The sequence below is a fragment of the Mesorhizobium tamadayense genome (assembly GCF_003863365.1).
GTDB lineage: Bacteria > Pseudomonadota > Alphaproteobacteria > Rhizobiales > Rhizobiaceae > Mesorhizobium > Mesorhizobium tamadayense.
In genome coordinates this window covers 1-12,494 of record NZ_RQXT01000008.1, presented here as the reverse complement: position 1 = coordinate 12,494, position 12,494 = coordinate 1, and the positions used below count along the sequence as shown (strand labels likewise).

24 protein-coding genes are annotated in these 12,494 nt (G+C 63.5%); all 24 read right to left on the bottom strand.

The genetic code is table 11. The annotated features are described in order from the left end of the window. Positions 1-13: 13 nt before the first annotated feature. Entirely contained in the window at positions 14-382 is a 369-nt protein-coding gene (rpsM, locus tag EH240_RS08745; protein ID WP_027170351.1) for a 30S ribosomal protein S13, read from the bottom strand. A 208-nt stretch (positions 383-590) separates the two neighbouring features. Beyond that, positions 591-1,181, bottom strand: coding sequence for an adenylate kinase (locus tag EH240_RS08740; RefSeq protein WP_124997221.1), 591 nt, complete (start codon positions 1,179-1,181; stop codon positions 591-593). Then, positions 1,178-2,518: a preprotein translocase subunit SecY gene (secY, locus tag EH240_RS08735; protein WP_124997219.1), complete on the bottom strand. Its 1,341-nt coding sequence runs from the start codon at positions 2,516-2,518 to the stop codon at positions 1,178-1,180. The genes EH240_RS08740 and secY overlap by 4 nt, the downstream gene beginning before the upstream one ends. 191 nt (positions 2,519-2,709) lie before the next feature. Next, a complete protein-coding gene (rplO, locus tag EH240_RS08730) occupies positions 2,710-3,183 on the bottom strand; it encodes a 50S ribosomal protein L15 (RefSeq protein WP_124997217.1) in 474 nt (157 codons plus the stop codon). A gap of 23 nt (positions 3,184-3,206) precedes the next feature. After that, positions 3,207-3,404: a 50S ribosomal protein L30 gene (gene rpmD, locus EH240_RS08725; RefSeq protein ID WP_124997215.1), complete on the bottom strand. Its 198-nt coding sequence runs from the start codon at positions 3,402-3,404 to the stop codon at positions 3,207-3,209. Between the two features lie 26 nt (positions 3,405-3,430). Continuing rightward, positions 3,431-3,994: a 30S ribosomal protein S5 gene (gene rpsE, locus EH240_RS08720; protein ID WP_124997213.1), complete on the bottom strand. Its 564-nt coding sequence runs from the start codon at positions 3,992-3,994 to the stop codon at positions 3,431-3,433. 76 nt (positions 3,995-4,070) lie between these two features. Further along, positions 4,071-4,433, bottom strand: a complete 363-nt coding sequence (gene rplR, locus EH240_RS08715) for a 50S ribosomal protein L18 (protein WP_124997211.1) — start codon at positions 4,431-4,433, stop codon at positions 4,071-4,073. 88 nt (positions 4,434-4,521) lie between these two features. After that, a complete protein-coding gene (rplF, locus tag EH240_RS08710) occupies positions 4,522-5,055 on the bottom strand; it encodes a 50S ribosomal protein L6 (RefSeq protein WP_124997209.1) in 534 nt (177 codons plus the stop codon). An 89-nt stretch (positions 5,056-5,144) separates the two neighbouring features. Then, a complete protein-coding gene (gene rpsH / locus EH240_RS08705) occupies positions 5,145-5,543 on the bottom strand; it encodes a 30S ribosomal protein S8 (protein ID WP_124997207.1) in 399 nt (132 codons plus the stop codon). Positions 5,544-5,555: 12 nt separating this feature from the next. Beyond that, positions 5,556-5,861 (bottom strand): 30S ribosomal protein S14, encoded by a 306-nt coding sequence (gene rpsN, locus EH240_RS08700; protein WP_124997205.1) that lies wholly within the window; start codon positions 5,859-5,861, stop codon positions 5,556-5,558. Between the two features lie 26 nt (positions 5,862-5,887). Further along, a complete protein-coding gene (gene rplE, locus EH240_RS08695; RefSeq protein ID WP_124997203.1) occupies positions 5,888-6,466 on the bottom strand; it encodes a 50S ribosomal protein L5 in 579 nt (192 codons plus the stop codon). Next, positions 6,459-6,773 (bottom strand): 50S ribosomal protein L24, encoded by a 315-nt coding sequence (gene rplX, locus EH240_RS08690; RefSeq protein WP_059188493.1) that lies wholly within the window; start codon positions 6,771-6,773, stop codon positions 6,459-6,461. Before rplX ends, rplE begins: the two co-directional genes overlap by 8 nt. A gap of 12 nt (positions 6,774-6,785) precedes the next feature. Continuing rightward, the gene (gene rplN, locus EH240_RS08685) at positions 6,786-7,154 is read right to left on the bottom strand and encodes a 50S ribosomal protein L14 (RefSeq protein WP_006205457.1); all 369 of its coding nucleotides are present in this window, start codon (positions 7,152-7,154) and stop codon (positions 6,786-6,788) included. 70 nt (positions 7,155-7,224) lie between these two features. Next, a complete protein-coding gene (gene rpsQ / locus EH240_RS08680) occupies positions 7,225-7,464 on the bottom strand; it encodes a 30S ribosomal protein S17 (protein ID WP_027170362.1) in 240 nt (79 codons plus the stop codon). Between the two features lie 4 nt (positions 7,465-7,468). Then, positions 7,469-7,669, bottom strand: coding sequence for a 50S ribosomal protein L29 (rpmC, locus tag EH240_RS08675; protein WP_124997201.1), 201 nt, complete (start codon positions 7,667-7,669; stop codon positions 7,469-7,471). A 12-nt stretch (positions 7,670-7,681) separates the two neighbouring features. Beyond that, positions 7,682-8,095 carry a 50S ribosomal protein L16 gene (rplP, locus tag EH240_RS08670; RefSeq protein WP_124997199.1) on the bottom strand — a complete coding sequence of 138 codons (414 nt, stop codon included), beginning with the start codon at positions 8,093-8,095 and terminating at the stop codon, positions 7,682-7,684. A gap of 27 nt (positions 8,096-8,122) precedes the next feature. Beyond that, the gene (rpsC, locus tag EH240_RS08665) at positions 8,123-8,845 is read right to left on the bottom strand and encodes a 30S ribosomal protein S3 (protein ID WP_124997197.1); all 723 of its coding nucleotides are present in this window, start codon (positions 8,843-8,845) and stop codon (positions 8,123-8,125) included. After that, the gene (rplV, locus tag EH240_RS08660; protein WP_059188489.1) at positions 8,845-9,234 is read right to left on the bottom strand and encodes a 50S ribosomal protein L22; all 390 of its coding nucleotides are present in this window, start codon (positions 9,232-9,234) and stop codon (positions 8,845-8,847) included. The genes rpsC and rplV overlap by 1 nt, the downstream gene beginning before the upstream one ends. Positions 9,235-9,236: 2 nt before the next feature. Beyond that, complete coding sequence (gene rpsS / locus EH240_RS08655; RefSeq protein WP_006205463.1) at positions 9,237-9,515, bottom strand: 30S ribosomal protein S19; 279 nt, start codon at positions 9,513-9,515, stop codon at positions 9,237-9,239. A 16-nt stretch (positions 9,516-9,531) separates the two neighbouring features. Further along, positions 9,532-10,365, bottom strand: coding sequence for a 50S ribosomal protein L2 (gene rplB, locus EH240_RS08650; protein WP_040983032.1), 834 nt, complete (start codon positions 10,363-10,365; stop codon positions 9,532-9,534). A gap of 22 nt (positions 10,366-10,387) precedes the next feature. Beyond that, positions 10,388-10,681, bottom strand: a complete 294-nt coding sequence (locus EH240_RS08645; RefSeq protein WP_059188488.1) for a 50S ribosomal protein L23 — start codon at positions 10,679-10,681, stop codon at positions 10,388-10,390. Next, the gene (gene rplD / locus EH240_RS08640) at positions 10,678-11,298 is read right to left on the bottom strand and encodes a 50S ribosomal protein L4 (RefSeq protein WP_124997195.1); all 621 of its coding nucleotides are present in this window, start codon (positions 11,296-11,298) and stop codon (positions 10,678-10,680) included. The genes EH240_RS08645 and rplD overlap by 4 nt, the downstream gene beginning before the upstream one ends. Further along, the gene (gene rplC, locus EH240_RS08635) at positions 11,298-12,017 is read right to left on the bottom strand and encodes a 50S ribosomal protein L3 (protein WP_124997193.1); all 720 of its coding nucleotides are present in this window, start codon (positions 12,015-12,017) and stop codon (positions 11,298-11,300) included. Before rplC ends, rplD begins: the two co-directional genes overlap by 1 nt. A gap of 94 nt (positions 12,018-12,111) precedes the next feature. Then, complete coding sequence (gene rpsJ, locus EH240_RS08630; protein ID WP_006205468.1) at positions 12,112-12,420, bottom strand: 30S ribosomal protein S10; 309 nt, start codon at positions 12,418-12,420, stop codon at positions 12,112-12,114. Positions 12,421-12,494 lie beyond the last annotated feature (74 nt).

Sequence of the window (12,494 nt, the reverse complement as noted above, 5' to 3'; positions counted from 1 at the left end):
TTATTCCCCTAAATTACTTCTTCTTGCCGGCGATCGCCTTGGCCGGGCCCTTGCGGGTGCGCGCATTGGTATGCGTGCGCTGGCCGCGGACCGGCAGCGAGCGGCGGTGACGCAGGCCGCGATAGCAGCCGAGGTCCATGAGCCGCTTGATGTTCATCGAGACTTCGCGGCGCAGGTCGCCTTCGACCTGGTAGTCGCGGTCGATCGTCTCGCGGATCTGCAGCACTTCCGCGTCGGTCAGCTGGTTGACGCGGCGGTCTGCCGGGATGCCGACCTTGTCGACGATCTCCTGGGCAAACTTCTTGCCGATGCCGTGAATGTACTGAAGCGCGATAACGACGCGCTTGTTGGTCGGAATGTTGACGCCGGCTATACGAGCCATTTTCTTCTCATCTCCATTTGGGCCGGATGAACCGGCGCTATCCTAGTTGCCCCGCGTCCGGTGGAGGCCGGCCCTTGCGGGAGTTTCCTGGTTCAAAACGACTGCCCTGCCCTTGCGGGCAAGCAAAGTCCATGCCTGACAGGAAGACGGGCCGCGATACCCCAACGGCTCCTTCCAGTCAAGCGCAATCTTTACCTGTCGGAAAAGCCTACCTCGCCGTCTCCAGGAGCACCTTCTCGATCTCCGCGGTCACCGCGTCGATGCTGGCCATGCCGTCGACCGTCTTCAGCTTGCCTTTGGCATAGTAGTAACCGGTCAGCGGCGCCGTCTTCTTGTAATATTCCCGCAGGCGTTCCTCGAACACCGCCGGGTTGTCGTCCTTGCGCACCGGCTGGCCCGCGGCCTGGGCGTCCTCGGCGCGCTTGACTATGCGCCCGACCAGCGCCTTGTCGTCGACGACGAGCTCGATGACGCTGTCCAGCGCAATGCCGCGCTCAGCAAGCATAGCCTCGACCGCATCGGCCTGCACCAGCGTGCGCGGATAGCCGTCGAGAATGAATCCCCTGGCGCAATCGGGCTGATCGATTCGCTCGGCGACGATCGCGTTGACGATCGCGTCGGACACCAACTCGCCGGCATCCATCACCGCCTTGGCCCGCTTGCCGACTTCGGTTCCGGCCTGGACGGCGGCACGCAGCATGTCACCTGTCGAAAGCTGAGGTATGCCGAGTTTTTCTACCAGTCTCTGTGCTTGCGTCCCCTTGCCCGCTCCCGGCGGCCCAAGCAATATCAGCCTCATCTGCTCCTCTTCCCCCCGCGCAACTTCGACTTCTTGATCAGGCCCTCATACTGGTGCGCGATCAGGTGACCCTGGATCTGCGCCACCGTGTCGAGCGTGACACTGACCACGATCAGAAGCGATGTGCCACCGAGGTAGAAAGGTACGCCAGTCGCTGAAATCAGGAACTCAGGCAGCAGACACACCAGCACCAGGTAGATGGCGCCGATGACGGTGATACGCGTCAGAACATAGTCGATATAGTCGGCGGTACGCTCACCCGGCCGATAGCCCGGGATGAAGCCGGAATGCTTCTTGAGCTGGTCGGCGGTGTCCTTCGGGTTGAAGACGATCGCCGTGTAGAAAAAGGCGAAGAAGATGATCATAGCGGCGTAGAACGCCATGTAGAGCGGCTGCCCGTGACCGAGGGAGGCCAGAACCATGCTTGCCCAGGCCGGCAGGTTGGTCGTCTGCGAGAAGCCGGCGACCGTTGCCGGCAGGAGCAGCAACGAGGAGGCGAAGATCGGCGGGATGACGCCCGAGGTGTTGAGCTTCAACGGCAGGTGCGAGGTATCGCCCTGGAACATGCGGTTGCCGACCTGCCGTTTCGGATACTGAATGAGCAGGCGCCGCTGCGCGCGCTCGAAGAAGACAATGACGGCGATGACGACGACGGCGAGCACGATGATCGCCAGAATGAGGCTCGTGGACAGCGCGCCCGTGCGGCCAAGTTCCAGCGTGCCGGAGATCGCGCGCGGCAGGCCGGCGACGATGCCCGAGAAGATGATCAGCGAAATGCCGTTGCCGATGCCGCGCGCCGTGATCTGCTCGCCGAGCCACATCAGGAACATGGTGCCGCCGACCAGGGTGACGACGGTCGAGATGCGGAAGAACATGCCGGGATCGTTGACGATGCCGTTGCCGCCCTCGAGCCCGATCGAAATGCCGTAGGCCTGCACCAGCGCCAGCAGCACGGTGCCGTAGCGCGTGTACTGGTTGATGATCTTGCGGCCCTGCTCGCCTTCCTTCTTCAGCGATTCCAGCGACGGGATGACCGAGGTCATCAGCTGCATGATGATGGAGGCGGAGATGTAGGGCATGATGCCGAGCGCGAAAATCGCCATGCGCTGCACGGCGCCGCCGGCAAACATGTTGAACATGCCGAGCACGCCCTTGCTCTGCGAGGAGAAGGCCTGCGCGAAAGCGTCGGGATTGATGCCGGGAAGCGGAATATAGGTGCCGAGGCGGTAAACGAGCAGCGCGCCGATGGTGAACCAGATGCGCTTCTTCAGATCCTCGGCCTTGGCGAAGGCCGCGAAATTCAGATTGGAGGCTAGTTGTTCAGCAGCCGAAGCCATGCCTGATTCTCCGCTAGGTCGCGCTCGATGCCCGCAGCTCAGGCGGCGCGTGTCACCGAAGCCCACGAGATAAGCTCCGGACCGTCAACATGCAAGCGGCCGCGTTGACGCGGCCGCCCAATTGATCAGATCGAAACGCGGTTCGCCGGAAAAAACGAAGTCATTCCCGCCGGCCGCGCTTCAAATAGCCGTTACTCGGCGGCGGCTGCTTCCGGCAGCTTCACCGAACCGCCGGCCTTCTCGATCTTCTCGATCGCGGCCTTGGAGGCGCCGGCGACTTCGAAGGTGAGCTTGGCCTTGAGCTCGCCGTCGGACAGCACGCGCACGCCGTCCTTGGCACGGCGGATGACGCCGGCAGCGATGAGCGCTTCGGTCGTCACGGTCGCCTTGGCGTCGAGCTTCTTGGCGTCGACGGCAGCCTGGATGCGGGCGAGCGAAACAACCGTGAAGCTCTTGCGGAACAGGTTGTTGAAGCCACGCTTCGGCAGGCGCCGGTAGAGCGGCATCTGACCGCCCTCGAAGCCGTTGATGGCGACGCCGGAGCGCGCCTTCTGGCCCTTGACGCCGCGCCCAGCGGTCTTGCCCGAGCCGGAGCCGATGCCGCGACCGAGGCGCTTCTTGGAATGCGTGGCGCCGTCCTTGTCACGCAGATCGTTGAGTTTCATCGTTCTTCTCCTGCGCTTTCAGTTCAGCCCTCGTCCACGACGCGGACGAGATGCTGGACGGCAGCGATCATGCCGCGCACGGAAGGGGTGTCTTCCAGCGTGCGCCGCTTGTGCATCTTGTTGAGGCCGAGGCCGACCAGCGTCGCGCGCTGCTCCTTCGGCCGGCGGATCGGCGAACCGACCTGCTCGACGGTGATGGTCTTGGTAGCTTTCTTGGCCATGGTCGAAATCCCCTGGTCAGCGTCGACTATTCTTCGGCCGCAACGGCGGTGCCGCGGCGGGCCTGAAGGGTCGAGTACTTGATGCCGCGCGCGGCAGCCACATCCTTCGGATGCATCTGGCTCTTGAGCGCGTCGAAGGTGGCGCGAACCATGTTGTAGGGGTTCGACGAACCCATCGACTTGGCGACCACATCGTGCATGCCGAGCGTCTCGAAGACGGCGCGCATCGGGCCACCCGCGATGATGCCGGTACCCTGCTTGGCGGCGCGCAGCAGAACGCGTCCGGCGCCCCAGCGGCCCTCGACGTCGTGATGCAGGGTGCGGCCCGAGCGCAGCGGCACGAAGATCATGTCGCGCTTGGCCGACTCGGTCGCCTTGCGGATCGCCTCCGGCACTTCGCGCGCCTTGCCGTGGCCGAAGCCGACGCGGCCCTTCTGGTCGCCGACGACCACGAGCGCGGCAAAGCCGAAACGACGGCCGCCCTTCACCACCTTGGCGACGCGGTTGATGTGGACAAGCTTGTCCACCATGCCGTCGTCGCGCTCTTCGCGATCGCGGCCGCGGCCGCCTTCCCTACGTTCCTGTGCCATATCCTGTTCCTTGTTCTTTTCCGGAAGCACGGGTTGCTGTTTGCCGGCGCCACATTTCGGGTCGCCGGCGGTGAAATCAGAAGCTCAAACCACCCTCGCGGGCGGCTTCGGCCAACGCCTTGACGCGGCCGTGATAGATGTAGGCACCACGATCGAAGACGACTTCCTTGACGCCGGCCTTCGTGGCGCGCTCGGCGATAAGCTTGCCGACGGCGGCGGCAGCAGCGGTGTCGGCGCCGGTCTTGAGCGAACCCTTCAGGTCCTTCTCCAGGGTCGAGGCGGCGGCCAGAGTGCGGCCCTTGGCGTCGTCGATGACCTGGACGTAGATGTTCTTCGAGGTGCGGTGCACCGAAAGCCGCGGGCGCTCGCCGGCGACCTTCTTGAGCTGGCGGCGCACGCGCTGCGCGCGGCGCTGGGTGATTTCCTTGGGGCTAGCCATAGTGTCGGTTCCTTGCCTTCAGTAAACGGGGCCAGCCTTGTGCGGTAGGCCAGCGCCTCCCGCGACCGCTCCCCGCGGCGTTGCAGTCTTACTTCTTCTTGCCTTCCTTGCGGACGATCCGCTCGTCGGAATAGCGCACGCCCTTGCCCTTATAGGGCTCCGGGCCGCGATATTCGCGGATCTCGGCCGCGACCTGGCCGACCTGCTGCTTGTCGATGCCCGACACCGTGATTTCGGTCGGCTTCGGCACGGAGATCGTGATGCCCTGCGGCGTCTCATAGACGACGTCGTGGCTGAAGCCGAGCGCGAGCTGCAGGTTCTTGCCCTGCAAGGCGGCGCGGTAACCGACGCCGGTGATCTCGAGCTTCTTCTCGAAGCCGTCCTTCACGCCCTGCAGGATGTTGACGATCTGTGTGCGCGACATGCCCCATTTGGAGCGGGCGGCCTTCGACTGGTCGCGGGGCTCGACAGCGATCTCGCTGCCCTCCATCTTGACCAGCACTTCGTCGTTCACCACGAACTTCAGCTCGCCCTTGGGGCCCTTCGCCGTCACGGTCTGGCCGTTGACGGTCGCGGTCACGCCCTGCGGCAGCGAAACGGGTTTCTTTCCGATACGAGACATTTGTTGTCCTCGTCACTTCTTTCGTTTCAGGTTCCAGTTCCCGGGCGCGATCCCGAGAACCGAAGCCCATTCATCAATCTCGTGCCGGATCAGAAGATCTGGCAGAGGATCTCGCCGCCGACATTCTGCTCGCGCGCTTCATGGTCGGCCATGACGCCCTTCGGCGTCGAAAGGATGGCGATACCGAGGCCGTTGGCGACCTGCGGGATCGACTTGGCCGAAACGTAGACGCGGCGGCCCGGCTTCGAGACGCGCGATATCTCGCGCACGACCGGCGCGCCGTCGAAATACTTCAGCTCGATCTCGATTTCCGACTTGCCGTTCTCGAAGTCGGTCTGGCTGTAGTCTCGGATATAGCCTTCCGACTTCAGCACTTCGAGGACGCGGGCGCGCAGACGCGAGGCCGGGGTCGAGACGCTCGACTTCTTGCGGCCGTAAGCGTTGCGAATGCGGGTCAGCATATCGCCGAGAGGATCGCTCAATGACATCTCAGTGTCTCCTTACCAGCTCGACTTGACCAGGCCCGGGATCTGGCCGTTGTTGCCCAGATCGCGAAGCGCGATACGCGAAACCTTGAGCTTGCGATAGTAGGCGCGCGGACGGCCCGTCACTTCGCAGCGGTTGCGGATGCGGATCTTGGCCGAATTGCGCGGCAGCGCCGAAAGCTTCAACTGGGCGCGGAAACGCTCTTCCATCGGCTTGGACTGATCCATGACGATGTCCTTGAGCGCCTTGCGCTTGGCGGCATACTGGCCGGCAAGCTTGCGGCGCCGGTTGTTCTTCTCGACTGAGCTGGTCTTTGCCATTTCAGATTTTTCCTTTTTCGCTGCCGTTACTGGCGGAAGGGGAAGTTGAAGGCCTTGAGCAGCGCCCTGGCCTCGTCGTCCGTCTTCGCCGTCGTACAAACGATGACGTCCATGCCCCAGACCTGATCAACCTTGTCGTAGTTGATCTCCGGGAACACGATGTGCTCCTTGATGCCCATGGCATAGTTGCCACGGCCGTCAAAGCTCTTCGGGTTAAGTCCGCGGAAGTCGCGAACGCGCGGCAGCGCGATGTTCACGAGGCGGTCGAGGAACTCGTACATGCGTTCCTTGCGCAGCGTGACCTTGGCGCCGATCGGCATGTTCTCGCGCACCTTGAAGCCGGCGATCGAGTTGCGGGCGCGGGTGACGACGGCCTTCTGGCCGGCGATCATCGCGAGGTCCTCGGCCGCGACCGAAGGCTTCTTCGAATCCGCCGTCGCCTCGCCGACGCCCATGTTCAGCACGATCTTGTCCAGGCGCGGAACCTGCATGTCGTTGTCGTAGCCGAACTGCTCCTGCAGCGCCTTGCGAATGGTCTCGTTGTAGACCTTCTTGAGGCGCGGCTCGTTCTTGGCAGTTGCCTGCTTGGTTTCAGCCTTAGCCATTGATGACTTCTCCCGAACGCTTGGCGACGCGCACCTTCTTGCCGTCCTTCTGGATGGCGAAGCCGACGCGGGTCGGCTTGCCGTCCTTGGGGTCGGCCAGCGCGATGTTCGACAGGTGGATCGGCGCTTCCTTGGTGATGATCCCGCCCTCTTGGGACTGGGTCTGCTTCTGGTGACGGCGAATGAGGTTCACGCCGCGCACGAGCGCGGTGTCTTCCTTCGGCTGCACCGACAGGACTTCGCCCGAGCGGCCCTTGTCCTTGCCGGCAAGCACGACAACCTTGTCGCCTTTTCTGATCTTTTGCATTGGTCCGGCTCCTTACAGCACTTCAGGCGCGAGCGAGATGATCTTCATGTGGTTCTTGGCGCGAAGCTCGCGCGGAACCGGCCCGAAGATACGCGTGCCGATCGGCTCTTTCTTATTGTCGACAAGAACGGCCGCGTTCTTGTCGAAACGGATCACGCTGCCGTCCGGACGGCGGATGTCCTTGGCCGTGCGAACCACGACCGCCTTCATCACGTCGCCCTTCTTAACGCGGCCGCGCGGAATGGCTTCCTTGATCGACACCACGATGATGTCGCCGACGGAGGCGTACTTCCGCTTCGAGCCGCCCAGCACCTTGATGCACATGACACGACGGGCGCCGGAATTGTCCGCGACGTCGAGGTTTGTTTGCATCTGAATCATGACTGGCCGCCTTCTTCTTTTCTAACGGGACGGGTTTTCACCCTTCCCCGGTCTGTCCAAAATTCGCTTGTTACGCCTGGTCCGAAGTGACTACGATCCAGCGCTTGTCCTTGGAAATCGGCTTCGATTCCTGGATGAACACCTGGTCGCCGACCTTGTGGGCGTTGTTCTCGTCATGCGCCTTGTACTTCTTGGTCATGCGCACGGTCTTCTTCATCACGGGATGCGTGAAGCGCCGTTCGACCTTGACGACGACCGTCTTCTCGTTCTTGTCGCTGACGACGGTGCCCTGCAGAATGCGCTTTGGCATGGTCTTAACCCTTCTTGGCCGCGGCTTTTTGCGCGGCGATGGTCTTAATGCGCGCGATGTCCCTGCGGACCTGCTTCACGCGCGCGGTCTTTTCGAGCTGACCGGTGGCCTTCTGGAAGCGCAGGTTGAACTGCTCCTTCTTCAGGGCGGCCAGGTCATCGGTCAGCTGATCCTGGGTCTTGGTCCGGATGTCTTCGGCTTTCATATCGGCCCGTCCTTATTCTGCGATGCGCTGTACAAAGCGCGTCTTGACCGAGAGCTTGGCGGCGCCGAGACGCAGCGCCTCACGGGCGGTCTCCTCGTTGACGCCGTCGATCTCGAACATGATGCGGCCAGGCTTGACGCGCGCCGCCCAGTAGTCGACGGCGCCCTTGCCCTTGCCCATGCGCACTTCGGTCGGCTTTGAGGTGACCGGCAGATCCGGGAACACCCGGATCCAGACCCGGCCGGCGCGCTTCATCTCGCGGGTGATCGCGCGGCGGGCCGCCTCGATCTCGCGCGCGGTGACGCGGTTCGGCTCAAGCGCCTTCAGCCCGAAACCGCCGAAATCCAGGTTGGTGCCGCCCTTGGCGGTACCGTGGATACGGCCCTTGAACTGCTTGCGGAACTTTGTGCGCTTTGGCTGCAGCATCGTTCTAACTCCAAATTCTCAAATGTCTCAGGCGTTCTCGCGACGACGACCGCGCTCGCGCTCGCCGGCGGCACCTGCATGATCGCCTTCCGTGGCGCGGCGCTCCGATGCCATCGGGTCGTGCTCGAGGATCTCGCCCTTGAACACCCACACCTTGACGCCGCAGATGCCGTACGCCGTCTGCGCCTCGGCCGTGCCGTAGTCGACATCGGCGCGCAGCGTGTGCAGCGGCACGCGGCCTTCGCGGTACCACTCCATGCGCGCGATCTCGGCGCCGCCGAGACGGCCGCCGCAGTTGATGCGGATGCCTTCCGCACCGAGACGCATGGCCGACTGCACGGCGCGCTTCATGGCGCGGCGGAACGCAATGCGGCGCTCGAGCTGCTGGGCGATCGACTGAGCGATCAGCGTGGCGTCGATCTCCGGCTTGCGCACCTCGACGATGTTGAGATGCGTCTCGGACTTCGTCATCTCCATCAGCTTCTTGCGAAGCTTCTCGATGTCGGCGCCCTTCTTGCCGATGATCAGGCCCGGACGCGCGGCGTGGATGGTGACGCGGCACTTCTTGTGCGGACGCTCTATCACGACCTTGGAGATCGCGGCCTGCTTGAGTTCCTTCTCAAGATACTTGCGGATCTTGATGTCCTCGTGCAGCAGCTGGCCGTACTCGCCGGTGTTCGCGAACCAGCGCGAATCCCAGGTGCGGTTGATGCCGAGACGCAGCCCGATCGGATTGACTTTCTGGCCCATTATGCGGCCTCCCCTTTTTCCTCGACTTCACGAACGACGATCGTGAGGTGCGAGAACGGCTTCTCGATACGGCTGGCGCGACCACGGCCACGAGCGTGGAACCGCTTCATGACGATCGACTTGCCGACATAGGCTTCCGATACGATCAGCGAGTCGACATCGAGGTCGTGGTTGTTTTCCGCGTTGGCGATCGCCGACTCCAGCGTCTTCTTGACCGTGCCGGAAATCCGCTTGGCCGAGAATTCGAGGTCGGAAAGCGCTGTCGCGACCTTCTTGCCGCGGATCAGCGCGGCAACCAGGTTCAGCTTCTGCGGGCTGATACGGATCGTGCGCAACACGGCGCGCGCTTCGTTGTCAGCAAGCCTGCGCGGAGCTTTGGCCTTGCCCATGATTATTTCCTCTTCGCCTTCTTATCCGCGCCGTGACCGTAGTAGGTCCGGGTCGGAGCGAATTCACCGAACTTGTGGCCGACCATGTCCTCGTTCACCGAGACGGGAACGTGCTTCTGGCCGTTGTAGACACCGAAGGTGAAGCCGACGAACTGCGGCAGGATGGTGGAGCGGCGGCTCCACATCTTGATCACCTCATTGCGACCGCCTTCACGAACCTTGTCCACCTTCTTGAGAAGGTAGCCGTCGATGAAGGGGCCTTTCCAAATCGAACGAGTCACTTGGCGTTACCTCTTCTTAGCTCTTGCGCTGATGGCGCGAGCGCACGATGAACTTGTCGGTCGCCTTGTTGGACCGCGTCTTCTTGCCCTTGGTCGGCTTGCCCCAGGGCGAAACCGGATGACGGCCACCCGAGGTGCGGCCTTCGCCGCCGCCGTGCGGATGGTCGACCGGGTTCATGGTCACGCCGCGATTGTGCGGGCGCTTGCCGCGCCACACGGTGCGACCGGCCTTGCCGTCATTGATGTTGCCGTGGTCGGGGTTCGACACGGCGCCGACGGTGGCCATGCAGGAGCCGTGCACGACGCGCTGCTCGCCCGAGTTGAGGCGCAGGATCGCCATGCCCTGGTCGCGGCCGACGAGCTGGGCGTAGCCGCCCGCCGAACGGGCGACCTGGCCGCCCTTGCCCGGCTTCAGCTCGATGTTGTGGACGATCGTTCCGACCGGCATCGAGGCCAGCGGCATCGCGTTGCCCGGCTTCACGTCGACAGCCTCGCCGGCTACGATCTTGTCGCCGGCAGCCAGACGCTGCGGCGCCAGGATGTAGGACAACTCGCCGTCGTCATACTTGATCAGCGCGATGAAGGCGGTGCGGTTCGGATCGTATTCGATACGCTCCACCGTGCCGACGACATCGTACTTCTTACGCTTGAAGTCGATGATGCGGTACGAACGCTTGTGACCGCCGCCGATGAAGCGGGCCGTGATACGGCCGTAATTGTTGCGGCCGCCCGACTTGGTCAGGCCTTCGGTCAGGCCCTTGACGGGCTTGCCCTTGTAGAGGCCCGAGCGGTCGACGATGACCAGTTGGCGGGTGCTCGGCGTTACCGGGTTGAATTTCTTGAGTGCCATTGTCCTGTCCTCGCGGCCTTGCTCAGAGACCCGTCGCGACGTCGATCGACTGGCCGTCGGCCAGCGTCACAACCGCCTTCTTGACGTCGCCCTGGCGGCCAACCGTGCCGCGGAAGCGCTTGATCTTGCCCTTGCGGACGAGCGTGTTCACAGCCATCACCTTGACGCCGAAGAGCGCTTCGACGGCGGCCTTGATTTCCGGCTTCGACGCCTTCTTGGCGACGTTGAAGACGACCTGGTTCTGCTCGGAAGCCATGGTCGACTTTTCAGTGATCGCCGGCGAGACGATCACGTCGTAGTGACGAAGGTCGGTCATTTGAAGCGCTCCTCGAGAGCCTCGACGGCGGCCTTCGAAAGGACCAGCGTGCCGCGGCGCAGAATGTCGTAGACGTTGATGCCCTGGATGGGCAGCACGTCGATGTTCGGAATGTTGGTCGCCGCCAGCTTGAAGTTCTGGTCGAGCTCGGCGCCGCCGATCACCAGGGCGTTGGTGAGCCCGAGCGTCTCGAGGCTCGCGATCAGCGCCTTGGTCTTGGCTTCGGCGAGCTTCAGCTCGTCGACGATGATCAGCGAAGCGCTCTTGGCCTTGGCCGAGAGAGCATGCTTGAGGCCCAGCGCGCGCACCTTCTTCGGCAGCTCGTGCTCATGGCTGCGCACGACCGGGCCGTGCGCCTTGCCGCCGCCGCGGAACTGCGGAGCGCGAGCCGAATGGTGACGGGCGCGGCCCGTACCCTTCTGCTTGTACATCTTGGCGCCGGTGCGCGCGATTTCGGCGCGGCCCTTGGCCTTGTGCGTGCCCTGCTGCTTCTTGGCGAGCTGCCAGCGCACGACGCGCTGCAGGATGTCCTCGCGCGGATCAAGGCCGAAAATCTCCTCGGAGAGTTTCACCTTGCCGGCGTCCTTGCCGCCCAGCGTTGTGATCTTGAGGTCCATTATTCTGCTCCCTCAGTGGCCGGGGCGTCGTTCTTGGCGACAGCGGCAGCGCGGATTGCGGCGGGCTTCGGTGCGTTGGCGGGCAGCGCAACCTTGGCCGCGTCACGGACCAGGATCCAGGCGCCCTTGACGCCCGGAACGGCGCCACGGATCAGGATCAGGCCACGGTCGGCATCGGTCGAAACGACCTCGACATTCTGAGTGGTGACGCGGGTGTCGCCCATATGGCCGGCCATCTTCTTGCCCTTGAACACCTTGCCGGGGTCCTGGCGCTGACCGGTCGAACCGTGCGTGCGGTGCGAGACCGAGTTACCGTGCGTGGCGCGGCCGCCACCCATGTGGTGCCGCTTGATCACGCCCTGGAAACCTTTGCCGGTCGAGGTGCCCGTCACATCGACCTTCTGGCCGACGACGAAGTGCTCGACGGTGAGCTCGGCGCCGACGTCGATCATGTTCTCGGCGGAGACGCGGAACTCGGCGACCTTGGCCTTGGGCTCGACGGAGGCGGCGGCGAAGTGGCCGCGCATCGCCTTCGACGTGTTCTTCACCTTGGCAAGGCCAACGCCGAGCTGGACGGCGGTGTAGCCGTTCTTCTCCTGCGTGCGCTGCGCCACGACCTGGCAGTTCTCCATCTGGAGAACCGTGACGGGAACGTGCTCGCCTGCATCGTTGTAGATGCGGGTCATTCCCACCTTCTTTGCAATCACACCTGAACGCATCGGTTCAATTCCTTTAGAGTTCCCTGTCGGGGCTATCGCCCCTCCACGCCTCTTGTTCCTTCAGAGTTCCGGGTCGCCCCGCGCCTCTTGTTCCTTAGAGCTTGATCTCGACGTCGACACCGGCGGCCAGATCGAGCTTCATCAGAGCATCGACCGTCTGCGGGGTCGGATCGACGATGTCGAGCAGCCGCTTATGGGTGCGCATCTCGAACTGCTCGCGGCTCTTCTTGTCGACGTGAGGCGACCGGTTGACCGTGAACTTTTCGATCCGCGTCGGCAGCGGAATGGGGCCGCGGACGTTGGCTCCGGTGCGCTTGGCGGTCGACACGATTTCGCGCGTCGAGGCGTCGAGCACCCGGTGGTCAAACGCCTTAAGGCGGATGCGGATATTCTGTCCGTTCATGCGTCAATTCCTTGTTCTGGCGCGGCGCGGGCAGCCCCGCGCCCGCGACAGATCCGTTTCAGTCCAATTACTCT